The organism is Herbiconiux sp. SALV-R1, from assembly GCF_013113715.1.
GTDB lineage: Bacteria > Actinomycetota > Actinomycetes > Actinomycetales > Microbacteriaceae > Herbiconiux.
In genome coordinates, this window is record NZ_CP053344.1 from 3,856,964 (window position 1) to 3,878,997 (window position 22,034).

Here is a 22,034-nt window from a genome sequence, read left to right on the forward strand (position 1 = left end):
ATCTGCGTTGATCAGCCGGTGGGAGCCGGGACTTCTAGGTGGAGCGCGACAGGAGCCGCACGCTCACGCTATTCGCCCCGGCCCCGGTGTGCCGAGCACGATCGCATTGAACAACCTGGACGATCGTCTGATCTCGGCGTCAGGCGGCGGGACCCTGAACGAGGGTGACCGTGGCGGTGGCGGTGGTTCCGGAGGTCGTGGTCCAGGCGAGGGTGACCTGCTCGCCCGGCTCCATGGCGCCGAGCAGCGCGGTGAGGGCGGCGCTGGAGGCGACCGCCTGGCCGTTGACGGCGGTGATGACGTCGCCCGCGGCGAGGCCGGCCGTGACGGCGGGGGTGCCGTCGATGACGCCGGCGACGGTCGCGCCGGTGGTGGTCGCGGTGCTGGTGCCGGCGCCGCTGGCGCTCGCACCTCCGGCGGCGCCGGAGCCGGGGGTGCCGGTGGTGCCTCGCGTGCGTGACGAGGTGGAGGTGCTCGTTGCAGCATCCTGAGCCACCGAGATGCCGAGGAAGCCCGGGTAGCCGATCTCGATGTACTCGGTGTCGACGCCGGCCTCGATCTGGCTGACGATGTCGAGCGCGTCGGAGAGGGGGATGGCGAAACCGGTGATCTCGGCGCTGCCCGACGAGGCGGCGGTGTCGATGCCCACGACCTCGCCGCTGGCGTTCACGAGCGGCCCGCCCGAGTCGCCCGACACGATGTCGGCGTCGACCTGGATGAGCCCGCTCAGGGTCTCCCCCTCGATGCTCGCCTCGCTCTGGGTGGTGATGGTCTGGTCGAGGGCGGTGACGGTGCCGGAGGCGGCGACCAGGTCGCCCGTGCCCTCCGCGTTGCCGATCGCGGTGACCGCGTCGCCCACGGCGACCGTGTCGCTGTCGCCGAGCTGGGCTGTCGTGAGGCCGGACGCGCCTTCGAGCTGCAGCACCGCGATGTCGTGCGTGGCGTCGGTACCGACGACCGTCGCGCTGTAGCTCGCGCCCGTCAGTTCGTCGGTGACCTCGATGGCGGTGGAGCCCTCGACGACGTGGTTGTTGGTGAGGATGAGTCCGCCGGAGCTCAGGATGATGCCCGTGCCCGCCGAGGCGGCGCCCTGGTAGCTGAGGTCGGAGACGATGGTGACGACGCCCGCGGTCTGGGCGGTGCTGGCGGCGACCGCATCCGTGGTGGTGCCGGTGCCTGTGGCGGTGCCTGAACCGGAGCCGTTGCCGTAGGTGCCCGGGCCGCCGCTGTAGGTGCCGTAGCCGTAGCCGGAACCGTAGGTGCCGGTGCCGCCCGGGGCGAAGCCGCTGCCGGGCAGCGTGGTGGTGGCCGATCCGTCGACGGATGCGCCCCCATCGTCGACGACGGTCGCCTGCGTCGATCCCGCGATGGCGGTCGAGGTCGCCTGACCGACCGCATAGGCGGTGCCCCCGGCGCCCGCGCCCACGACGAGCACGGCTGCCGCGACGCCGGCGACGAGTCCGACACGGCGGCGGCGGGCTCTCGCCGCCGCCCGGCGATCGCGCCGCGGTGCGCGCCCGGGTGCGGCGTCAGCTTGGGGGACGATGACGGGGCCGTCGGTGGTGTGGGCGATCACGAAGGCCGGGCGGTCGGCGGAGGGGGCGGGCTGGTCGTTCATGGCGTGTCCTCGGGTGGTGGGAGGGGCGGGGTGGGTCGTGCTCGCCATACCACCCGGCCTGCCTCGGCGCCGACCAAGACGCCGCTATGGCGTGCCTATGACTTCTCCACATCTCTCCTGAGCGCCCACTTGTCCACACTCGTGGGCACGCCACCCGTTGTTCACCCGTCCGCACTACTGTGGCCCCATGACCGTCCCCACCAGTCTCGAATCGGCAGCAGCTGCGGCGGGCGGTCGGCGGCCCAAGCGGTCGCACGTTCTGGCGTGGGGTCTGTGGGACTGGGGGTCCGCATCCTTCAACGCCGTCATCACGACGTTCGTGTTCACGGTGTACCTCACGAGCGACTCGTTCGGCGGCGAGACCACCACCTCGGCGCAGCTCGGCATCGCGATGACCATCGCCGGGGTTCTCGTGGCGGTGCTCGCGCCGGTGACGGGGCAGCGTTCCGACCGCGGCGGGCGGCGCAAACTGTGGCTGGCGGTCAACACGTACATCGTCGTCGCGCTCAGCGCACTCATGTTCTTCGTCGCGCCCGAGCAGGGGTACCTGTGGTTCGGCCTCTTCCTGCTGGCGGCCGGCACCGTGTTCTTCGAGTTCGCGAGCGTGAACTACAACGCCATGATCGCGCAGGTCTCGACGCCGAAGACCATCGGCAAGGTGTCGGGCTTCGGCTGGGGCATGGGGTACGTGGGCGGCATCGTGTTGCTGCTGTTCGTCTACTTCGGGTTCATCAACCCGATCGGGGGCACGGCGCTGTTCGGAGTTCCCGACAGCGAGGGGCTGCCGATCAGGGTGACGGTGCTGGTGTCGGCGATCTGGTTCGGGCTGTTCGCGCTGCCCGTGCTGCTGGCGGTGCCGGAGTACCACGCCCCGAAGGCCGTCGCACTCGAGCCGGGGCAGAAACGGCCCGGGTTCTTCGCGAGCTACGGCATCCTGTTCCGAGACGTGCGGGCGCTGTTCCGCGAGAGCCGGGAGACGGTGTACTTCCTGCTCGCGAGCGCGGTGTTCCGCGACGGGCTCACCGGGGTGTTCACCTTCGGAGGCGTGCTCGCTGCCGGGTCGTTCGGCTTCAGTTCGGGCGAAGTCATCGTGTTCGCGATCGCCGCGAACATCGTCGCCGGGGCGTCGACCATCCTGGTCGGCCTTCTCGACGACCGTTTCGGCGCGAAGCCGGTGATGGTGGCGTCGCTCGTGGGCCTGCTCGTGTGCGCGGCGTTCATCTTCGCGCTGCACGACGGCGGCCAGACCGTCTTCTGGACCTTCGGGCTCGCCCTCTGCGCCTTCGTCGGCCCGGCCCAGTCGGCGAGCCGCTCCTTCCTGGCCCGGCGCATCCCCGAGGGCCGCGACGGCGAGATCTTCGGCCTCTACGCCACCACGGGCAAGGCCGCGACCTTCCTGTCCCCCGCCCTGTTCACGCTCTTCATCGGCATCGGTGCCGCCGTCGTGGGCCCGGGGGTGAACGTGCAGTACTGGGGCATCCTCGGCATCGCGCTGGTACTCCTCGTCGGGTTGCTGCTCCTCATCCCGGTGCGGTCGCGCGGGCGGTGAGGGGCTCGGCGCTGTGGTGCTGGGCCCTCGGGTGAAGCCCGCTCGCGCAGGTTCATGGTGCGAGGTGCTCGATTACGCGCGCCAAGCACTTTGCGCGACCCGAGTGGTGCAGGGGTGTGTGTGGGCGGGATGGCACGAGCTCCCACCCCCGTGGCGTTAGTCGCGCAAAACGCTCGAATGCGGGCGGGAAGGAGCAGATTGCGCGACTAAGTGCTGCAGGTCCCCCTGAGTGCGGGCGGGATGGCGCGAGCGTGCGGGGCACGAGCACCCACCCCGTGGCGTTAGTCGCGCGAAACGCTCGAATGCGGGCGGGAGAGAGCGGTTTGCGCGACTAAGGCCCGAGCGGCTCAGCTGACGAGCGGGCGAAGGGGTCAGTGAGTCAGGGTGCCCACGTAAAGGCCGAGGTACGCGAGCGTGACGGCGAGCAGGAGCATGCCGAGGCCGTTGGCGAGGGCGGCGGTGTAGCGGCGGGTCTGGAGCAGGCGGATCGTCTCGAAGCTCGCGGTGCTGAAGGTCGTGTAGCCGCCGAGGAAGCCCGTGCCGAGCACGAGCAGCCACTCGTGCGACACCGTGCCGGCGAGGACGAGCCCCGTGAGCAGGCCCAACAGGAACGACCCGCTCACGTTGATGACCATCACGCCCACCGGGAAACTCGACGGCACGACGCGCTTGATGACCCCGTCGAGCACGAAGCGCACGACCGCGCCGAGACCACCGGCCGCCGACAGGGCGAGCATGAGCAGCGGAGTCACCGTCATCTCGACGACTCCCCTCGTCGCGCGTCTGGGGCGCGGCCCAGCACCGAACCGAGCAGGATGCCGCCCCAGCTGGCGAGGCCGCCCACCACGACGGTCGCGAGCCCGTAGACCAGGGCGACGCCGAGACCGCCTTGGCTGAGCAGCGACGCACTGTCGGCCGAGAGCGCCGAGTACGTCGTGAATCCGCCGAGCACCCCGGTTCCCACGAACAGGCGGAGGTGCCGGCGCAGTCCCTCGTCGGGCCCGCGGAGGGCGAGGGCCGCGAGAACGACCCCGAGCACGAACGCCCCCACGATGTTGATGCCGAAGATGGCGAGGGGGAACGAGCCGATCGGCTGCACCACGAGGGCGACCGTCTCCCGCAGCGCGGTACCGAGGGCGCCACCGATCAGCACGAGGGCGAGGCAACCGGGGTGGAGGTACGCCGGTCGCGGTGCGTGCGGCTCCGCCTTCGCAGGCAGCGCGGAGCCGGCATCCGCCGCGTCGCTGTCGATCGGCAGCGGCGCGCGGAAGTCGTCGGCACGCTCGTCCATCCCCCCAAGGCTACGACCAGCCGCCCGCGCCGCGTGCCGACTCACTCCGAGGCGGTGACGGATGCGCGTCAGACCTTTTCGCGGTCATGGCACCGGCCGACACGCGATCGCCGACGGGGTGACGGAGGTGGGGCGGATTGGCGATGGTGGTGGGGGCGGTTCGTCGGTACGATGCGGTCAGCCTTCGGCGATGATGCCGGGAGCGGCATCGCTTCGATCTTCGGGAGATCGTCATGACCAGGAACCTCCGCTCCCTCGCCGCCGCCGCGACGCTCGCCTTTCTCGCCTTCGGCGCCCTGCCCGCGCAGGCCGCCGCCGCTCCCCCGCCGCCGGCTGTCGAAGTCGCGGCGAGCGCCGCCGCAACGCCATCGCCCGAGCCGCCCGGAACCCCGACGCCGACGCCCGCACCTGAAGAGACCACGGCTCCCACGTCGATCCCTTCGACCACGCCCACCCCCGTGTCGTCCGCCACGCCCACCCCGACGCCCGCACCCGCACCCGAGGCACCCACACCCACACCCACACCCACGCCCGCCGAGTCCGCGCCGGCATCCCCGGCGCCCTCCTCCCCCACCGCGACGCTCACGGGCGTGCTGCGCGTGATCCCCCGCGAGGCGCCCCCGCTCTCGAGTGATGGCGCGTCAACCGCCGACGCACCCGACGCACCTGACGCATCCGCCGCCGCCGCCGAAGACCCCGCCCACACCTACCAGCTCCTCCCCGACACCGGCACCCCGGTCGACCTGAACGGCGCGCCCGCCGACGCCCTCACCGGCGATACCGTCACCCTCGAGGTCGCCGTGCCCGCCCCCGTCTTCGACGCCCTCTCGGCCCCTACCCGCGACGAGCTCGAGCAGGCAGCGGCCGACCCCGAGTCCCCCGCAGCCACCGCCGAACTCACCGCCACCGCCGCGGCGCAGGGCGCTGCACTGGAGGTGCGAAGCTGGCAGCTCGACGAGCGCCAGCTGCAGGCCGAGGCGGCGAAGAGCCTCCCCGCCTCCCACCGGCTCGACGTCGCGATCGTCACCTTCCCGGGCGAGAATTCGAAGGCGCTCTTCCCCGACGCGACCGTGTCGTCGATCCTCGGCGGCCTCAAGGAGTTCTGGGTGAGCCAGTCGGAGGGTCGCATCACCGATATCGCGGCCACCGGCGGCTACCAGCGCCTCCAGCGCAGCGACTGCGACCCCTACGGCGCCTGGACGAGCGCCGCCTCCGCCTTCGGCCGCAGCGAGCAGAGCTACCTCACCACCTCGGCGACACCGCGACACCTCGTGGTGATCACGAGCCCGCAGTGCGGCGCAGGTTCAGGCCTCGGCACGCTCGGCTCGGGCGCCGACTTCGGCGGACAGATCTGGGCCGCCGTCGACCCCGGCTACGCCCGCAACCAGGTGGTCGCCCATGAGTTCGGCCACAACATCTCGCTCGATCACTCGAACGTCGTCGACTGCGGCGACTCCCCCACCGCCGTCGACGACCCGGCCCGCTGCTACGACGCCGTCTACGACGACTACTACGACGTGATGGCCGGCGGCTTCACCTACTTCGGCGGCGCCGACACGGTCTCCACCGACTCCCTCGCCGCCCTCAACGTGACCCATCGCGTGCGCCTCGGCGTGCTCGCAAGCGGCAGCGGGCTGCAGCGCGTCTCGCTCGGCTCCGGTTCCACCCGCACGGTCACCGCCACGCTCGCAGCCGCCTCCTCCTCGGGCGGCACCCGCGGCATCGAGGTGACCGACCCGAAGACCGGCTCCCGCTACTACCTGGAGTACCGCTCGGGCACAGGCCGCGACGCCGCGAGCTTCTACAACCGTGTCGGCGACCTCGACCCGAGCTTCGGAAGCGGCGTCAGGATGCTCGCCCTCCGCGACGACGGAACCTCGGTCGCCCTCTTCGCCCCCGCCGCGAACGCCGACGAGCGCAAGCGCTACCTGACGCTGGGAAAGAGCATCTCCACCGACAGCGAGGGCGTCACCGTGCAGGTGACGGCCCTGAGCTCCAGCCAGGCCACCGTGAAGATCACCCTCGGCGACCTCGACCTGAGCGGCGTCACCACCCGCGACCGCATCGCGGGCGCCAGCCGCTACGACACCGCCGTCGCCCTCTCGAAGGAGGGCTTCCCCGGCGGCGCACCGGTGGTCTACGTCGCGACCGGCACCAATTACCCGGATGCGCTCGCCGCCGGCCCCGCCGCAGCCGAGCAGGGCGGCCCGCTGCTGCTCACCTCCCCCGCCAGCCTCCCCTCGGCGGTGCGCGCCGAGATCGTGCGGCTCAACCCGGGCTCGATCGTGGTAGTGGGCGGGGTGAACAACGTCTCGGCGGCGGTGGAGCGGCAGCTCGCCTCGATCGCACCGGTCACCCGTCTGGCCGGCGCCGACCGTTACGCCACCGGGCGCGCGATCGTCGACTATGCCTTCGACGACGCGCCTGCCGTGTTCGTGGCCACGGGCTCCAATTTCCCCGACGCCCTCTCGGCCGGCGCCGCCGGTGCCGCCGCGTCGATGCCGGTGCTCCTCGTCGACGGCGCGGCATCCGCTCTGCCGTCGGCCACGAAGTCGCTGCTGAAGAACCTCGGCACGACCTCGGCGACGATCGTGGGCGGCCCGTCGTCGGTGGGCTACGACGTCGAGTACGCGCTCTACGACGCCGTGCCCGGCACCATCTCGCGGCTCTCGGGCGAGAACCGGTACGAGACCAGCGAAGCGCTCAACTCGGCCTACTTCGGCCCGCCGACCGACCGAGTGTTCCTCGCCAGCGGTGTCGGGTTCGCCGACGCCCTGGCCGGAGATCCGGTCGCCGCGCGGTTCGGCTCGCCCCTGTACGTCGTGCCACCCGGATGCGTCTCCCGCGACCTGCAGGTCGCCCTCGACGTGCTCGACACGAGCCACGTCACCCTCGTGGGCGGCGAGTCGTCGCTCTCGCCCGCGGTGCAGCAGCTGAAGCGCTGCTGACACCCGCGGGCGAGAGTGGGACGGGCCGTGGCCGGCCGGGTCAGGCCCGGCGCCGCCGCATCGTCAGCACGATCACGAGCACGACGGCCCCGACGACGACGAGCGAGCCCACCGCGGCGGCGAGCACGAGGGGCAGCTGCACCCCGGCTCCGCCGTCGGCGGATTCGGCCCCCGCGCCCGCGACCGGCGAGCCGCTCGGCGTGCCCGTCGGGGCGGGCTCGGCCGTCGCGGGTGGCGTCGACGCCTCGGTGGGCGCCGCGGTGTCGGGTGCCGCCGACGGCGCGCCGCCCGACTCCCCGCCCGACGCCGCCACGGGCCCCTGGTAGTCGAAGCCGTACTCCCCCGACACCGGATGCCCGTCTGACGACACGGTCTGCCACACCACCGTGTAGCCCCCCGTCGCGGTCGGCGTGAACGGCACGCTCAGGGTGGCGTTCACGATCGACAGCTCACCGGATGCGGTGGCCCCCGACGGGTCGCGCACCTCCACCGCGATCCCCGCCTGGAGATCGGTGAGCGGCGGCTCGTTGAAGGTGAGCGCGACTTCGGTGAGGGGATCGGTGACGGTGGTGTCGGCGGCGGGCGAGGTCGACACGACGAAGTCGTGGGCCGATGCCGGCGCGACACCCCCCACGACCCCCGCCCCCGCGCCGAGGCCGAGCACCGAGGCCGCGACCGCGGCACCCGCCGTCAAGGCCACGGCGAGCAGCATCCTGCCGCGGGCAGCACCGGGGAAGGCCGCCCTCATCGCTGCACCGCGCCCGCGTCGTCGCCGCGAGTTCCGCGACTGCCGCGCGAACCCCGCGAGCCCCGCGCCGCGCCGACGGCGACCACCACGAGTGCCGCCGCGGCGAGCACGATGGCCCCGATGCCGAGCCCGAGCGAGACCGACGCAACAGATGCCGTGTCGTCGGCAGCAGCATCCGCACCGCCCGCGGACTCACCCGCAGTCGCGCTCATCGCCGTCGCGCCGTGCCCGTGCTCGCCTGTCGGCGGGGCGTCGTTCACGTACAGCACGGGTGCGGGGCTCTCGGGCTCCTCCCCCGAGTCGGGCGTCGCCTCGTCCCAGTCGACGACACTGCCGTCGGAGTAGGCCTGGTGCGCCGGGAGCGCGATGCTCCCCACGTCGGGCACGGGCCCGACCGAGAGCGGGAACTCTTGGAACTGGCCGTCGGCGATGCCGACACCGTCGACGGCGGTCCAGGTCACCGAGACGGGGGCCTCGGTGATGGTCGCCGATCCCGCCGTGACCGGCTCGGGGAGGGTGCCGGTGACGATCTCGGTGGTCCAGCCGGGCACCGGCTGGTAGCTCACGCTGGTGAACGGGGTGTCGGTCGGCAGGTCGACGGTGACCGAGGTGGTCGACGCGGTGGCCGACTCGTTCGGCACCTTGAAGGTGAGGGTGGTGTAGGAGCCGGCCTCCGCCTGGGCGGGGTTCACCCGCACGTGGGCGGAAGCGGCGAGGGGTGCGGCGAGGGCGAGGGCGCCCCCGGCGAGGAGGGCTGCGGCGACGCCGGAGGCGCGCGCGAGGGAGGACTTGGTCATGACTGATGTCTTTCTGACGAGAGGGATGAAGAGGTCGGATGCGCGTCTGCGCGCGCCGTCGACCACCGGCCCCTGAGAGGGTGGGCCGGTTTCATCCGTCGGGCGTCAGGCCCCGGATGCGGTCAGAGAGCGGCGAGCGCGGAGTGCGCCGACGGCGGCCCCCGATGCCTCAGCCGGGTGAAGACGGCGCCCAGGTCGTCGAGCGGGTCGACCGCCCCGAGCATCCAGGTGCGCACGCGGGCGCTGCTGCGGCTGCGCGTGACGAGATCGGCGCGTGCGATGAGATGGGCGAGCACGCCGGGGAGGGCGGCGAGGCCGGCGTGGAGCGCGCGCACACCGGCGGCGGCAGCGGCGAGACCGGCGCGGCCGAGCGCGAGCAGACGCCGGAGTGCGAACTCACCACGCCTCAGCGCCACAACGGTGAGCACCGCCGCCATCGCGTGCGCCACCCACATCGCACCGCCGTCGTGGTGGTGCAGCGCCGCCGACGAGCCGTCGGGAACCAGCGTGGTCGTGACATGGTCGCCGTGGCGCTGGGTCGCGACGCTGAGGCCGGAACCGCCGCGGTCTCCGACACCGAACAGCAGGTGGAAGGCGAATTGGCTGAGCGCCACCGACACCGCGAGCAGGGGCAGCGACGGCCGGCGGGCGGTGAACAGCACGCACACGACCATCGAGAAGGCACCGGCGATGACGAGCCCGAGCACCGCTGGTGCCCCTCCCCCGGCAGCCACGTGCGAGAGCGCCGCCATGAAGACGGCGACGGATGCGGCACCCAGCCCGCGCACGACGCGGGTCGACCTGGTGTTCATCCTCCCCGCATCCTGGCCCCTCTGGTGGCACCGGTTCCAGTGTAGTTGCGGGCATCCGGAGGTCTGTGTGGGCGCTTTCCGGATAAGCTCCTACACGGGCAAGAAGTTAGATAAACTAGCCACTAGTGCTTCTAGTTCATGATTGTCAACCCCCCTGTGACCCATTTGGGGGGACGGGTTACGCAGGCATAACCTTCCGATACGACCGGGATAGTCGAAGCACCGCAGGGCTGAGAGGCAAGGCGGTGCGGTGAAGCAGTTAGTCGAAGTAGCAACGGAGATGAACATGTCACGCACACTTGCCACGGCCCCCCTCGAGACCGACGACGCCGAGCCCCAGGCCCGTCTCGCCGACATCCGCGGGGCTTCCGAAGACCCGGTGAAGGACTACCTCCGCCAGATCGGTCGCACCGCTCTGCTGACCGCCGAGGACGAGGTCGACCTCGGCCGCCGCATCGAGGTCGGCGTGCTCGCCGACGCGAAGCTCAGCGAGACCCCGGTGATGGACGCGACGCTGAAGCGCGAACTGCAGTGGCTGGCCCGCGACGGCCAGGCTGCGAAGCGCCAGCTCATCCAGGCCAATCTCCGCCTGGTCGTGTCGATCGCGAAGCGCTACCTCGAACGCGGACTCCCGTTCCTCGACCTCATCCAGGAGGGGAACATCGGTCTCGTGCGTGCGGTCGAGAAGTTCGACTACCAGGCCGGCTTCAAGTTCTCGACCTACGGCTCCTGGTGGATCAAGCAGTCGATCAACCGCGCGCTCGCCGACAGCGGCCGCATCATCCGCATCCCGGTGCACACCTCCGAGAAGATCTCCTCGATCACGCGCATGCAGCGCCGCCTCATGATCGAGCTCGGCCGTGAGGCCACGATCGAGGAGGTCGCCGCCGCCGTCGACCTGCCGCCGCGCAAGGTGCAGGAGCTCATCCGTCACGGGCGCGACACGGTGTCGATCCACACGCCGGTGGGCGATGACGACGCCGAGCTCGGCGACCTGATCGAAGACACCTCGCAGGCCCAGCCGTTCGACGCCGCCGCCGCGTCGCTGCAGCACCACGACCTCTCGGCCGCGCTCGCCACCCTGCCGCCGCGCGAGGCGCGTGTGGTGTGCATGCGCTTCGGGCTCGACGGCGAAGACCCCATGTCGTTCGACCAGATCGGCGACGTGCTGGGTGTCTCGCGGGAGCGTGCCCGTCAGATCCAGCGCCGGGCGCTGAGCATGCTCCGCAACGAGGCGCTGCACGACTACCTCATCGCCTGAGCGAACTCGCCGCCCACCTCCCTCCTCCTCGCGGAGTCGGCGTGGAGTGGGCGCGGTGCGATCAGAAGGGCCTCGGCGAACACGCCGGGGCCCTTCTTCGTGGCCGCGTCTCCGGCGTCAGCGGGCTGACGGCGGTGTCGGCCGCGCTCGCTCGAGTCCGAGGCGGATGGCGCGGTAGCCGAAGCCCACCGCCACGACGACCACGCCCACCACCACAGCCGTGGACGGCAGCGCGGCGACGAGCACCACGCAGCCGGCCGCCCCGACGAGCTGCACCACGCGGGGCGAGCGCCGCTCGGAGCCCCGCTGACCGAACGCCGAGACGTTCGCCACGAAGTAGTACAGCAGCACCCCGAACGACGAGAACGCGATCACCCCGCGCAGGTCGACCGTGAGCACCAGCGCCACGATGACGACGCCGACGGCGAGCTCGGCCCGGCGCGGAACGCTGCGGTGCGCGTCGACCACGCCGAGCAGGCGGGGCAGGTCGCCCTGCCTCCCCATGGCGAGGGCGGTGCGCCCGACCCCCGTGACGAGGGCGAGCAAGGCTCCGAGGGAGGCCAGCGCGGCTCCCACGCCGACGACGGGAACCGCCCATCCCCAGCCGTTGGTCGACACCACCTGCGCCAAGGGGTCGGCCGCCGACGCGAGTCCCGAGGCGCCCAGCGTCGCGACCGCCACCACGGCGATCGCCGCGTAGACCGCCAGGGCGATGACGAAGGCCAGGGTCACGGCCCGCGGGATGGTGCGCTCCGGATGCTTCACCTCCTCGCCGAGGGTCGCGATGCGCGCATACCCGGCGAAGGCGAAGAAGAGGAGCCCGGCGGCCTGGAGGATGCCGTACGGCGTCACCGAGGAGAGGGGCGCCGAGAGGACGGCGGGCTCGGGCGACGAGCCGGCTGCGACGACGGGGCCGGCCAGCGCATCCGTCACCCCTGAGGCGACGACGATCGCGAGCACCACCAGCACCGCCACCACGATCACCCGGGCCGCCAGGGCCGTGCGGGTGATGCCGAACAGGTTGACACCCACGAGGGCGGCGACGGCGAGCGCCGCCAGCGGGCGCTCGAACGCCTCCGCTCCCGGGGGCAGCGCGTAGACGGCGAAGGTGAGCGCCATGGCGGCGCAGCTCGCGGTCTTGCCGATGACGAAGCTCCATCCGGCGGCGAAGCCCCACCACTCCCCCAGGCGCTCGCGACCGTAGACGTAGCTGCCGCCCGCCGTCGGATAGCGCGCCGCGAGTTGCGCGGTCGAGGTGGCGTTGCAGTAGGCGACCACGGCGGCGATGCCGAGCGCGCCGAGGAGCGCCGCGGCGCCTCCCGCCGAGGCGGCGGCCGGGGCGAAGACCGAGAACACGCCCGCGCCGATCATGGCGCCCAGCCCGATGAACACGGCATCGGTGAGTCCGAGTCGGCGCTCGAGCGCGGGCGGCGGCGAGGGCGGCGGCGAGGGCGGGGTGGCGGCGGTCACCGGCGAAGACTAGTCGTGCCCGGTGAACACGGGGCGACGGCCCGCATCACCGCGCGTGGCGAGGTGCCGGGAGCTGGGCGGCGACGAGCGAGTGGCCGCGGGCGGTGAAGTGGATGCCGTCGGCGTCGACGTCGCTGCGCAGCCGATCGGGCTGCGCCGGGTCGCGCAGCAGGAAGTCGGCGTCGATCACGCGGTCGAGGCCATACGGCAGCGTCGAGAGCCAGGCGTTCCAGGCCACCCTGGTGCTCTCCTCCGCTCCGCTCAACGAGCGCGGCGGCTCCGTCATGGCGTAGATCGTCGCGTCGGGCCACTGCGTGCGCACCCTCGTCACGATCGCACCCCAGTCGTTCTGGATGTCGGCGAGCTGCCGCCCCCGCGCGATGTCGTTCGACGCCGCCCACACGGTGACGACGTCGGGCGCGAGCTCCTCTCCGTACTGCTGCCACAGCTCGGAACCGCCGGCGAACAGCGCGCTCAGTGACCCGGGCGCCGCGAGCGACACCGCCACCGCGTCGTTCGAGATCGCCCACTGCTGCGGCCACGCCGTCTGCTCGCCCCGGGTCGGATGCTCGTCGGGCGCGAGCGTTCCGGGTGCGTTGAGCGAGTGCCCGATGCTGAGCAGAACGGGAGCGTCGCCGGTGAACTCGTACTCGATCCACACGTCGAAGTAGCTGAGGTCGGCACTGCGCTCGGCGCGCGGCGTGCCGATGGCTGCCGCATCGGTCGACGCCCCCACCCCGGTGGCGAGCCACGACAGACCCGGATTGGTGGCCAGGATCGCGCCCGCGGGGGCGGTGAAGCCGAGCGAGAGCAGGTAGGGCGTGTGGGCGGCGACGAGCTGGGTGTCGGGTTCGATCCACCCCGACACGAACCCCTCCCTGGCGAGGTTGGCGGTGCCGCTGACCTCGACGGGCGCGGTGCCGAACTCCCCCGTCTGGCCGTCGGGCCCGTCGATGCGGTGCTCCCCCACGTAGACGCCGGTGAGGGTGACGGGCGAGTCGATGCTCTGCTCGGTGTTGAACTGCCAGTTGCGCACGTGCACGCGGAACGCCGTGGCGTCGACGGCGAGCTCGAAGGGCAGGCGCATCGACGCCTCGACGTCGCCTCCCCCGCCGGCCTCGACCCGGTCAAGGGTGTGGCCGAAGCTGTAGTCGGCGACGCGGGCGGGGGTGCCCACCTGCTTCACCGGCACCCGGCCGGCGGCGTCGGCGCGACCTGCCCCTGCCTCCTGCACCCGGGCCGGGGCGATGGACGGCGCCGCGGCGTTCAGCGAGCCGAGGGCGAAGGCGGCGACGGCCAGTGAGACGACCGCGGCCACCGAGGTGATCGCGAGCAGCAGGCGCGTGCGATCGCGTCGGGGTCTGCTCATCACTCCATGGTGAGCAACCACTGCCAGATGAGCAAGAGCGTCACCAGGAAGCCGGCCACGTAGTTCAGCCACAGGAAGCGGTGCCACCCGGCGTTGGCGCGCTCGGCGTCGGCGTCGCTGATCGACCAGTAGGGCAGGATGCTTACCGCATAGGGCACGGCCAGCACGGCGGCGAGGGGGCCCGGCCAGGGCGTGAGCAGCAGCAGCACGCCCGACATGATGTATGCCGCGAAAGCCATACGCACCGTCGCCTTGCCGCCCACGACGGTGGCGATCGAGCCGATGCCGCCCTCGCGGTCGGCGACGATGTCTTGCACGGCACCGAAGGCGTGGCTCGCGATGCCCCAGAGGAAGTAGGCGCCGAGCAGGGCGAACAGTCCGGGCGTGAAGGCCGCGCCCGCGAGCGCGAGTCCGTAGACCGCGGGGCTCACGAAGTGCGTGCTCGAGGTGAGCGAGTCGAGGAAGGGGCGCTCCTTGAACCTCAGCCCCGGAGCGCTGTAGGCGATGACGGCGAAGACGCTCACCGCGAGCACCGCCCACGACAAGGGCGATCCGACCGCGACGAGGAAGACGAGGAACGGCACGTTCGTGATGACGACCGCCCAGAGCGTCACCCGGTGCAGCGAGCGGTCGAGCACCGCCCCCTCCACGCCGCCCTTGCGCGGGTTGCGGAGGTCGGACTCGTAGTCGAACACGTCGTTGATGCCGTACATGGCGAGGTTGTAGGGCACCAGGAAGTAGAGGGTGCCGAGCACGAACACCAGGTCGACCTCGCGCGTGGTGAGGAGGTAGCCGGCGGCGAACGGGAACGCGGTGTTGACCCACGACAGCGGCCGCGACGACAGCAGCAGGGTGCGGATCATCGCTCGCTCCCCTTCGTGTCACGTGCGCCGAGCAGCAGCCAGAGGGAGGGCAGGAGCAGCACCGCGGCGACCGCGTAGGCGAAGTCTTCGAGCGGCGCGATGCCGAGGAACGCCCCCGAGATCAGCCCCTCGTCGTAGCCGACGAGGCCGATGGCGATCATCACGTTGTCGAACAGCGCGGTGAGCACGAGCAGCACACCGAGGCTCACGCCGAACGCACCAAGGATGCCGCGTCGCGCCTCCGCCGGCCGTCGGCGCACGACCACCGCCGCCACGACCAGCACCACGAGAACGGGAGCGAGGAAGAGGGCGTTGAGGGTCCAGTACGTCATGAGGCCGACCGCCGCGCGATCAGCCGACGGGCGCCGAGGAACACGTTCATCGTGAGGTAGCAGAGCAGGGTGAGGAAGAACAGCTCCTCCACCGGCAGCTCGGGCGCCACCTGCAGCCCCGTCATGAACGAGGTCTCTCCGCGGAAGAAGATGCCGAGGCCGATCCCCGCCAGGTCCCAGAGCACGAAGAACACGACACCCGCGACGAGCACCACCGCCGCGCGGCCCGGCCGGTCGAAGAAGAACAGCCGGAAGCGTCGGTCGAGCACCACCATGCCGGTGATCGAGACGAGGAGCGCCGCGAGGTACAGGATTCCCATGCGCGCCGCTCAGCCCGCCGAGGCGAGCGGCTCGGGCAACGCCGTGGTGCTGGTGTCTCCGCGCAGCCGCTTGAGCACGAGCTCGGCGCTGATGAGGCACATCGGCAGCCCGATGCCCGGCGTGGTCGAACCTCCCGCGTAGTAGAGGCCCTCGACCTTCGAGCTCACGTTCTTGGCGCGGAACATCGCGCTCTGCCGGAGGGTGTGTGCGGGCCCGAGGGCCGTGCCCTTCCACGAGTTGAGGTCGTCGGCGAAGTCGGCGGGGCCGACGGTGCGACGCACCTTCACCCGCGCGGCGAGGTCGGGGATGCCTGCCCACTGGGCGATCTGGGCGATCGCCGTGTCGGCGAGCCGCTCCACCGTCGCGTCGCCCGCCCCGTCGACACCGCCGTGCCCGATCGACGGGTCGGCGGGGATCGGCACGAGAACGAACAGGTTCTCCGTGCCCTCCGGTGCCACCGTGTCGTCGGTCGCGCTGGGGCGGCAGACGTAGAGCGAGGCGGGGTCGGGAACGCTCGGGTGATCGCTGAAGATCTTGCCGAAGTCGCCCTTCCAGTCCTTCGTGAAGAACAGTGTGTGGTGCTCGAGCTCGGGCAGCTCGCCCTCGACACCGAGCAGCACCAGCAGGGCGCTGGGGCCGGCGGTGCGCTTCTCCCAGTACGACTCGGGGTAGCTCTGCAGCTCCGGCAGGAGCATCCGGGTCTCGGTGTGCCAGAGATCGGCGGTCGACACGACGACGTCGGCGTCGAGGGAGTGCGCGCGGCCTGCCTCGTCGGAGTAGTGCACGCCGCCGACGTGCGGCCTGGTCGACGGGTCGCCCTCCGGCTCCGGCGCGACCGCCGTCGAGGCCTCCCCCGCCAGCACCCGCCGGAGCTCGTCGCGGTCGATGACGTTCGTGTCGAAGGCGGTGGTCTCGTAGTCGTAGGGGTCTTCGGGCTCGGGGGCGACCACGACGCTCGCGTCGGCGGCCATCACGATGCGGGTCACCTCGGCTCCCGTCACGATCGTCACACCCTCGGCACGGGCAACGCGCTCCACGGCATCGATCACTGTGGAGAGCCCGCCCTTCGGGTAGAGCACCCCGTCGTCGAGGTCGAGGTGGCTCATCAGGTGATACATGCTCGGAGCGGCATATGGTGAGCTGCCGAGGAAGACGGCCGGGTAGCCGAGCACCTGAACCAGCCGCGGGTCTTTCACTGTGCGGCCCGCGAAGGTGGCGAGGGGTTCCGAGAGCAGCCGCACGAGGCGCGGCAGCCGCTTCACCACGGGGGCGACGAGCAGCGGGGTGTACTTCTCGAACGTGGTGTACAGGAAGTGGTCTTTGGCGAGCTCGTAGGTCTCGCGCGCGGAGTCGAGGTACCCCGCCATCCGCACCCCCGAACCGGGTTCGAGCGACTCGAACAGCTCGAGGTTCGCCTCGCGCGACGCGGCGAGGTCGATGTGCTGCTCCTCGCCCTCGAAGTACACCCGGTACCCGGGGTCGAGCTTCACCAGGTCGAGCTCATCGGCGGCGCTCGTGCCGAACAGCTTGAAGAAGTGGTCGAAGACCTCGGGCATGAGGTACCACGAGGGGCCGGTGTCGAAGCGGAATCCGTCACGCTCCCAGACCCCCGCGCGACCGCCGAGCGCGGCGTTCTTCTCGAGCAGGGTCACCGCGTACCCCTCACGGGCGAGCAGGGCGGCGCTGGCCAGCCCGCTGATGCCGCCACCGATCACGATCGCGGTCTTCTGCGCATCCGTCACTCGATCAGATCTCCCTCGCCTGCGTGCGGGCGGTGCCCGACGGGTGCTCCTGGGGCACCCGTCCGAGCGCCGCACCCACGGCTATTCTCACCTTGACGGGGTTCGGAACCCGGATGCGCGTCGCGGCGAGTACGGATGCGGGCGTGCGGCGCAGACGCTCGGTCAGCTCCTCGAACAGCCGCTGGGCCAGCACGACGGCCCTCCGGCTCGACGGCGGAAGCCCGCGCAGGCACGACCGGGCGATGCGGAGGTCGTCGTCGATGCCGGCGACGATGCGCAGCTTCTCGGCCTCGCTGAAGGTCGTGACGTCGACCCCGGGGAAGTAGCTGCGGCCGAGCGCCTCGAAATCGGCGGCGAGGTCACGGAGGAAGTTGATCTTCTGGAAGGCCGCGCCGAGATGACGCGCGCCGTCTTCGAGACGTGCACGCTCGGCGGGAGCCGTGGGCACCCCGTCGAGGAACGCCGCGAGGCACATCAGCCCCACCACCTCGGCCGAACCGTAGACGTAGTCGTCGAACGACTCCGGCGTGTGCTCCCGCTGCGAGACGTCGGCGCGCATCGACCTGAAGAAGGGCGTCGTGAGGTCTTCACCGATGCCCACCCGCCGTGCGGTGTACCCGAAGGCGTGCACGACGAGGTTCGTGCTGTACCCGCAGGCGAGGGCCTCGTGGGTCTCGCGCTCGAGCGCGTCGAGCCGTTCGGCGATCTCGCCTGATTCGAGGTCGGCCGCGGCGGCGACTCCGTCGACGACCTCGTCGGCGAGGCGCACCAGCGCGTAGATGTTCTCGACGTGCTGCCGCACCGACGGCGCGAGAAGGCGGGAGGCGAGGCCGAACGACGTGGAGTAGCGGCGGATGACGATCGCCGCGGTCTCCATGGCCACGCGGTCGTAGAGATCGGGCTCGCGATCGGAGCCGCTCTTCCCGCGTGCACTGCTCACAAGGCTCACCGTACGCGACCAAGCACCGAGGCGACCACCGGGCGGAACTCGTCGCGCACCTCCGGGGTCAACGACTCGTCGGCGAGCGCCTCCCAGGCGCGGTTGGCGTTCTCGCGCGCGAGCGCCTCGGCGAACCGCCTCGACCCGGTCTCCTCGAGCACCCCGCGGATGCGCTCGGCGTCTGCGGCGGTGAGGTCGGGCGACCCGAACAGCGAGGCGACGGAGGCCCATTCCGGGCGGGTCACCGCGTGGGCGAGCAGCACGGTGCTCTTGCCCTCGCGCAGATCGCCGAGCGCGGTCTTCCCGGTCTCGTTCTCGTCGCCGAACACCCCGAGGAGGTCGTCGACGATCTGGTACGCGATGCCGATGCGCCGGCCGAAGCGCCCGAGCGCCTCGACGGCCTGGTCGGCGGCCCCCGCCAGCACGGCCCCGGCCTTGAGCGGCGCCTCGAAGGAGTACTCCGCCGTCTTCAGCCGTTCCATCTCGACGATCTCCTCCACCGCGGGAGGATCGCTGCGCAGCGAGAAGTCGACGTCGAGCAGCTCCCCCGCCGCCGAGACGAACATCGCCTCGTCGAGGATGTCGTGCAGCCGGGTGCGCAGCACCCCGTCGACGCCGGAGCGATCGATCATGCGGAAGGCGTTGAACAGGGCGAGGTCGCCCGCGATGACCGCGACCGACATGCCGCGGTGCTCGGCGATGGGAAGCGGGATGCCCGCCGTCGTCGCGAGGTCGCGGTAGCTTCCCGAGACGTTCGGCCCGCCGCGGCGCACGAAGTCGCGGTCGATGACGTCGTCGTGCACGATGAGGGCGGTGTGCAGCAGTTCGAAGGCCGCGCCGATGTGCGCGGCGGCGTCGATGTCGGTGCCGCCGAGCGATTCATAGGCCGCCATGACCATGCGCGGGCGGAAGCGTTTGCCGCCCGACGCGTTGCGTTCGAGCGTCTGCCAGAGCGCGGCGTATGGATTTCCGAGAGCTTTCGCCCGATAGTGGGAGTCATCGAAGAAGGAACGGAGCACACGATCGACCTGATGCTGACGGCGCTCCGAGACGGCGACCAGATCGTGAGTATCCACGTCTCTCACGTTACACGGCAAACTGGTAATAAAGGAGAATAGTGAAATGACCACGACTCCTGAGCAAGTGATCCTTCTCGCCGACGACGGATCCCCCATCGGCGTGGCCGACAAACTCACCGTACACACCGACGACACGCCGCTCCACCTCGCTTTCTCCTGCCACGTCTTCGACGACGAGGGCCGCGTGCTCGTCACCCGTCGCGCGCTCACCAAGCTCACCTGGCCCGGGGTGTGGACGAACTCGTTCTGCGGCCATCCCGCACCGGGGGAGTCGTTCGACGACGCCGTTCGGCGCCGCGCCGAGCGCGAGCTCGGGCTCGAGATCGCGAGCCTCGAGCTTGCACTGCCCGACTTCCGCTACCTCGCGATCGACGCCTCCGGCATCGTCGAGAACGAGATCTGCCCCGTCTACACCGCTCGCGCCGCCGGCCCGATCTCCGCCAACCCCGACGAGGTCTCCGAGTGGCGCTGGGCCGATACCGCGGAGCTCGGCCTCGCCGTGTCGCTCACCCCGTGGGCCTTCAGCCCGTGGCTGGCGCTGCAGCTGCCGCAACTGGCGCCGCTAGCCTGAGGTCATGGCCGAAATCGACCCGCAGGCGGCCGACGCCTCCATGGCAGCCGACCTCGGGCGCCGCATCTCGGCGTTGCGGAAGCGTGAAGGGTTCACCCTGGTGCGGCTCGCCGCACTCACCGAGCTGTCTCAGCCCTTCCTCTCGCAGATCGAGCGCGGCAAGGCCAGGCCCAGCATGGCGTCGCTGCACCGGATTGCGCAGGCACTCGGCACCTCGACCCCGATGCTGCTCTCCTCGACCTCCGAATCGGCGGCTGCGAGCGCCCATGCCGAGATCGACACCGAACTGGTGAGCCTGGTGCGCGCCGACGAGGGGTCGATGGCGGAGCAGGACACCGGGCAGGCGAAAGCCCTCGTCGCCGGAGAGCGCGCGATGCACCCGATGGAGTTCGTCACGCGGCTGACGGAGTTCGAGGAGTACTACGAGCATCCGCACCCCGAGTTCATCTACGTGATCTCGGGCGTGCTCGAGGTCGATCTCGCCGAGCAGGGCCTGCACGTGCTCCAAGCGTCGGACACCCTCTATTTCGCCGGGGGAGTGCGTCATCGCTGGCGTGTACGGGGACTCTGGCCGGCGCGCCTGCTGATGGTGCAGGCCGGTGGCCCGCACCACTATCTCTCCGCGCAAACTTGACAGAAGTAATATTTCCGACCCGAGCCTGAAATGCTCGCGTAACGCTCTGTCCTCAGTATTGAACGCATCAATACTGCGAGGAGGCCCTGATGGGCGATGCGATGGTCGAGTTCGACGAGCTGTCGATGACCTTCCCAGACGGCACGACAGCGCTGCGCGACGTCGACATCCGCATCGAAGAGGGTGAGTTCGTCGCGCTGCTCGGCCCCTCGGGCTGCGGCAAGTCGACCCTGCTGCGCCTCGCCTCCGGCCTCGAGACCGCCACCGGGGGAGCGACCAGGGTCGCCACGCGGCAGATCGGCTACGTCTTCCAAGACGCGACGCTGCTGCCCTGGCGCACGGTGCGCCAGAACGTCGCCCTGTTCGCCGAGCTCGACCACCTGAGTGCGGCCGAGACCGCCGCCCTCGTCGACGACGCACTGGAGCGGGTCGGTCTCACAGGCTTCGCCAAGCACCGGCCGCACCAGCTGTCGGGAGGCATGAAGATGCGCGTGTCGCTCGCGCGCTCGCTGGTGAACAGGCCCGAGCTCTTCCTGTTCGACGAGCCGTTCGGCGCGCTCGACGAGTTCACCCGCGAGCGCCTCAACGACGACGTGAGGTCGCTGTTCGTGCGCGAGCGCTTCACCGGCATGTTCGTCACCCACTCCATCCCCGAGGCGGTCTACATGTCGACGCGGGTCGTCGTGATGGGGGCACGGCCCGGCCGGGTGATCGGCGAGTTCGCCGTTCCCTTCGGCGACGCCCGCGACGAGCACACCCGCTACTCGCCCGAGTTCGCGGCCCTCGCCACCGACATCTCCGACTGCCTGAAGGGAGCGATGGCATGAGCGCCGTCCCAGACCTTCGCCGCAGGAGACCGCGCTCGCGAGCCCTCACCGTGGGCCTGCCCATCGCCTTCGGCGTGCTCTTCCTGGGCCTCTGGTACGTGACGAGCGCGTTCCTCCTCTCCCCGTCACGGCGCTTCATCCTGCCCATGCCGCACGAGGTGTTGATCGACGCCTTCCTTACCCCGAAGAATCTTCTCGCGCTCCTCGGCCCGCTCTGGACCTCGACCGTCATCGCGATGGTGGGCCTTCTCATCGCCGCCGTCATCGGCATCGTCACCGCTGTGCTCATGAGCCAGGCGAAATGGGTGGAGATCACCCTCTTCCCCTACGCGGTCGCCCTGCAGAGCGTGCCCATCCTCGCCATCGTGCCGCTCATCGCCTTCGCCATCGGGTACGGCTTCGAGAGCCGCATCCTCGTGGTCGTGCTGATCAGCCTGTTCCCGATCATCACGAACACCCTGTTCGGGCTCCAGTCGACGAGCCCGCAGATGCGGGAGCTGTTCACGCTGAAGCGCGCGAGCCGCTGGACGGTGCTCACCAAGCTGCAGTTCCCCGCCGCTCTGCCGGCGCTGTTCACTGGCCTCCGTATCTCGGCGGGGATGGCCGTGGTGGGCTCCATCGTCGCCGACTTCTTCTTCCGCAAGGGCGACTCCGGCATCGGACTCGTCATCGACACGTACCGCAACCAGCTGAACGGCGAGATGCTCTACGGCGCCATCATCCTCGCCTCCCTGCTCGGCCTCGCCGCCTTCTGGCTGTTCGGACTGCTCTCGCGGCTCGTCGTCGGGCCGTGGTACCGCCCGAACGCGCGCTGACGCGCCCCTCGACCCACCCCTGCATCACCCGCGCACCGCCTATCCCT

Annotated in this window: 21 protein-coding genes; 7 read left to right on the top strand and 14 right to left on the bottom strand. The window is 71.1% G+C overall.

Features of this window, described 5'->3' with window-relative positions; translation table 11 throughout:
* Positions 1–139 precede the first annotated feature (139 nt).
* Positions 140–1,618 (bottom strand): S1C family serine protease, encoded by a 1,479-nt coding sequence (locus tag HL652_RS18405; RefSeq protein WP_171706657.1) that lies wholly within the window; start codon positions 1,616–1,618, stop codon positions 140–142.
* A 187-nt stretch (positions 1,619–1,805) separates the two neighbouring features.
* On the opposite strand from HL652_RS18405, the gene HL652_RS18410 reads away from it, so the two are divergent.
* A complete protein-coding gene (locus HL652_RS18410; RefSeq protein WP_171706658.1) occupies positions 1,806–3,167 on the top strand; it encodes an MFS transporter in 1,362 nt (453 codons plus the stop codon).
* Between the two features lie 371 nt (positions 3,168–3,538).
* Here HL652_RS18410 and crcB read toward each other — a convergent pair whose 3' ends face one another.
* Together crcB and HL652_RS18420 are read right to left on the bottom strand one after the other, a co-directional pair.
* Entirely contained in the window at positions 3,539–3,919 is a 381-nt protein-coding gene (gene crcB, locus HL652_RS18415) for a fluoride efflux transporter CrcB (protein WP_171707447.1), read from the bottom strand.
* A 2-nt stretch (positions 3,920–3,921) separates the two neighbouring features.
* Positions 3,922–4,458 (bottom strand): fluoride efflux transporter FluC, encoded by a 537-nt coding sequence (locus tag HL652_RS18420; protein WP_171706659.1) that lies wholly within the window; start codon positions 4,456–4,458, stop codon positions 3,922–3,924.
* A gap of 233 nt (positions 4,459–4,691) precedes the next feature.
* Here HL652_RS18420 and HL652_RS21935 point away from each other — a divergent pair, with 233 nt between their 5' ends.
* A complete protein-coding gene (locus HL652_RS21935; protein ID WP_171706660.1) occupies positions 4,692–7,406 on the top strand; it encodes a cell wall-binding repeat-containing protein in 2,715 nt (904 codons plus the stop codon).
* A gap of 40 nt (positions 7,407–7,446) precedes the next feature.
* Here the strand turns inward: HL652_RS21935 and HL652_RS18430 are convergent, their stop codons facing one another.
* The 3 genes from HL652_RS18430 to HL652_RS18440 form a co-directional block, all read right to left on the bottom strand.
* On the bottom strand, positions 7,447–8,154 hold the full coding sequence (locus tag HL652_RS18430) for a copper resistance CopC family protein (protein ID WP_171706661.1): 708 nt from the start codon (positions 8,152–8,154) through the stop codon (positions 7,447–7,449).
* A complete protein-coding gene (locus HL652_RS18435) occupies positions 8,151–8,951 on the bottom strand; it encodes a YcnI family copper-binding membrane protein (protein WP_171706662.1) in 801 nt (266 codons plus the stop codon). Before HL652_RS18435 ends, HL652_RS18430 begins: the two co-directional genes overlap by 4 nt.
* A gap of 122 nt (positions 8,952–9,073) precedes the next feature.
* The gene (locus tag HL652_RS18440) at positions 9,074–9,763 is read right to left on the bottom strand and encodes a hypothetical protein (RefSeq protein WP_171706663.1); all 690 of its coding nucleotides are present in this window, start codon (positions 9,761–9,763) and stop codon (positions 9,074–9,076) included.
* Between the two features lie 286 nt (positions 9,764–10,049).
* Here HL652_RS18440 and HL652_RS18445 point away from each other — a divergent pair, with 286 nt between their 5' ends.
* Positions 10,050–11,024, top strand: coding sequence for a sigma-70 family RNA polymerase sigma factor (locus tag HL652_RS18445; protein WP_171706664.1), 975 nt, complete (start codon positions 10,050–10,052; stop codon positions 11,022–11,024).
* A 117-nt stretch (positions 11,025–11,141) separates the two neighbouring features.
* Here HL652_RS18445 and HL652_RS18450 read toward each other — a convergent pair whose 3' ends face one another.
* From HL652_RS18450 to HL652_RS18485, 8 genes are read right to left on the bottom strand one after another with little or no spacing between them, the layout of a single operon-like run.
* Entirely contained in the window at positions 11,142–12,494 is a 1,353-nt protein-coding gene (locus tag HL652_RS18450) for an APC family permease (protein ID WP_171706665.1), read from the bottom strand.
* Positions 12,495–12,540: 46 nt separating this feature from the next.
* A complete protein-coding gene (locus tag HL652_RS18455; protein ID WP_171706666.1) occupies positions 12,541–13,863 on the bottom strand; it encodes an SGNH/GDSL hydrolase family protein in 1,323 nt (440 codons plus the stop codon).
* Positions 13,863–14,726 carry a prenyltransferase gene (locus HL652_RS18460; protein WP_171706667.1) on the bottom strand — a complete coding sequence of 288 codons (864 nt, stop codon included), beginning with the start codon at positions 14,724–14,726 and terminating at the stop codon, positions 13,863–13,865. Before HL652_RS18460 ends, HL652_RS18455 begins: the two co-directional genes overlap by 1 nt.
* Positions 14,723–15,058: a lycopene cyclase domain-containing protein gene (locus HL652_RS18465; RefSeq protein ID WP_171706668.1), complete on the bottom strand. Its 336-nt coding sequence runs from the start codon at positions 15,056–15,058 to the stop codon at positions 14,723–14,725. Before HL652_RS18465 ends, HL652_RS18460 begins: the two co-directional genes overlap by 4 nt.
* Entirely contained in the window at positions 15,055–15,378 is a 324-nt protein-coding gene (locus HL652_RS18470; RefSeq protein WP_171706669.1) for a lycopene cyclase domain-containing protein, read from the bottom strand. The genes HL652_RS18465 and HL652_RS18470 overlap by 4 nt, the downstream gene beginning before the upstream one ends.
* Positions 15,379–15,387: 9 nt before the next feature.
* Positions 15,388–17,121 (bottom strand): phytoene desaturase family protein, encoded by a 1,734-nt coding sequence (gene crtI, locus HL652_RS18475; protein ID WP_171706670.1) that lies wholly within the window; start codon positions 17,119–17,121, stop codon positions 15,388–15,390.
* A gap of 4 nt (positions 17,122–17,125) precedes the next feature.
* The gene (locus HL652_RS18480) at positions 17,126–18,061 is read right to left on the bottom strand and encodes a phytoene/squalene synthase family protein (protein WP_253743447.1); all 936 of its coding nucleotides are present in this window, start codon (positions 18,059–18,061) and stop codon (positions 17,126–17,128) included.
* Between the two features lie 5 nt (positions 18,062–18,066).
* Complete coding sequence (locus tag HL652_RS18485) at positions 18,067–19,137, bottom strand: polyprenyl synthetase family protein (protein WP_253743449.1); 1,071 nt, start codon at positions 19,135–19,137, stop codon at positions 18,067–18,069.
* Between the two features lie 46 nt (positions 19,138–19,183).
* On the opposite strand from HL652_RS18485, the gene idi reads away from it, so the two are divergent.
* The 4 genes from idi to HL652_RS18505 all read left to right on the top strand — a co-directional run bounded on the left by idi (position 19,184) and on the right by HL652_RS18505 (position 21,987).
* Positions 19,184–19,711 (top strand): isopentenyl-diphosphate Delta-isomerase, encoded by a 528-nt coding sequence (gene idi, locus HL652_RS18490; protein WP_171706672.1) that lies wholly within the window; start codon positions 19,184–19,186, stop codon positions 19,709–19,711.
* A 4-nt stretch (positions 19,712–19,715) separates the two neighbouring features.
* Positions 19,716–20,345, top strand: coding sequence for a helix-turn-helix domain-containing protein (locus HL652_RS18495; RefSeq protein ID WP_216603940.1), 630 nt, complete (start codon positions 19,716–19,718; stop codon positions 20,343–20,345).
* Positions 20,346–20,434: 89 nt separating this feature from the next.
* Entirely contained in the window at positions 20,435–21,172 is a 738-nt protein-coding gene (locus HL652_RS18500; RefSeq protein ID WP_171706673.1) for an ABC transporter ATP-binding protein, read from the top strand.
* Positions 21,169–21,987 (top strand): ABC transporter permease, encoded by an 819-nt coding sequence (locus HL652_RS18505; RefSeq protein ID WP_171706674.1) that lies wholly within the window; start codon positions 21,169–21,171, stop codon positions 21,985–21,987. Before HL652_RS18500 ends, HL652_RS18505 begins: the two co-directional genes overlap by 4 nt.
* The last annotated feature ends 47 nt before the right edge of the window (positions 21,988–22,034 follow it).

Coding starts and splice junctions, on each gene's coding strand:
- HL652_RS18470 (WP_171706669.1), bottom strand. CDS start 15,378: ATGGGAATCCTGTACCTCGCGGCGCTCCTCGTCTCGATCACCGGCATG.
- HL652_RS18405 (WP_171706657.1), bottom strand. CDS start 1,618: ATGAACGACCAGCCCGCCCCCTCCGCCGACCGCCCGGCCTTCGTGATC.
- HL652_RS18460 (WP_171706667.1), bottom strand. CDS start 14,726: ATGATCCGCACCCTGCTGCTGTCGTCGCGGCCGCTGTCGTGGGTCAAC.
- HL652_RS18500 (WP_171706673.1), top strand. CDS start 20,435: ATGGGCGATGCGATGGTCGAGTTCGACGAGCTGTCGATGACCTTCCCA.
- HL652_RS18455 (WP_171706666.1), bottom strand. CDS start 13,863: ATGAGCAGACCCCGACGCGATCGCACGCGCCTGCTGCTCGCGATCACC.
- HL652_RS18465 (WP_171706668.1), bottom strand. CDS start 15,058: ATGACGTACTGGACCCTCAACGCCCTCTTCCTCGCTCCCGTTCTCGTG.
- HL652_RS18445 (WP_171706664.1), top strand. CDS start 10,050: ATGTCACGCACACTTGCCACGGCCCCCCTCGAGACCGACGACGCCGAG.
- HL652_RS18430 (WP_171706661.1), bottom strand. CDS start 8,154: ATGAGGGCGGCCTTCCCCGGTGCTGCCCGCGGCAGGATGCTGCTCGCC.
- HL652_RS18440 (WP_171706663.1), bottom strand. CDS start 9,763: ATGAACACCAGGTCGACCCGCGTCGTGCGCGGGCTGGGTGCCGCATCC.
- HL652_RS18420 (WP_171706659.1), bottom strand. CDS start 4,458: ATGGACGAGCGTGCCGACGACTTCCGCGCGCCGCTGCCGATCGACAGC.
- HL652_RS18495 (WP_216603940.1), top strand. CDS start 19,716: ATGGCCGAAATCGACCCGCAGGCGGCCGACGCCTCCATGGCAGCCGAC.
- HL652_RS18410 (WP_171706658.1), top strand. CDS start 1,806: ATGACCGTCCCCACCAGTCTCGAATCGGCAGCAGCTGCGGCGGGCGGT.
- HL652_RS18435 (WP_171706662.1), bottom strand. CDS start 8,951: ATGACCAAGTCCTCCCTCGCGCGCGCCTCCGGCGTCGCCGCAGCCCTC.
- HL652_RS21935 (WP_171706660.1), top strand. CDS start 4,692: ATGACCAGGAACCTCCGCTCCCTCGCCGCCGCCGCGACGCTCGCCTTT.
- idi (WP_171706672.1), top strand. CDS start 19,184: ATGACCACGACTCCTGAGCAAGTGATCCTTCTCGCCGACGACGGATCC.
- HL652_RS18505 (WP_171706674.1), top strand. CDS start 21,169: ATGAGCGCCGTCCCAGACCTTCGCCGCAGGAGACCGCGCTCGCGAGCC.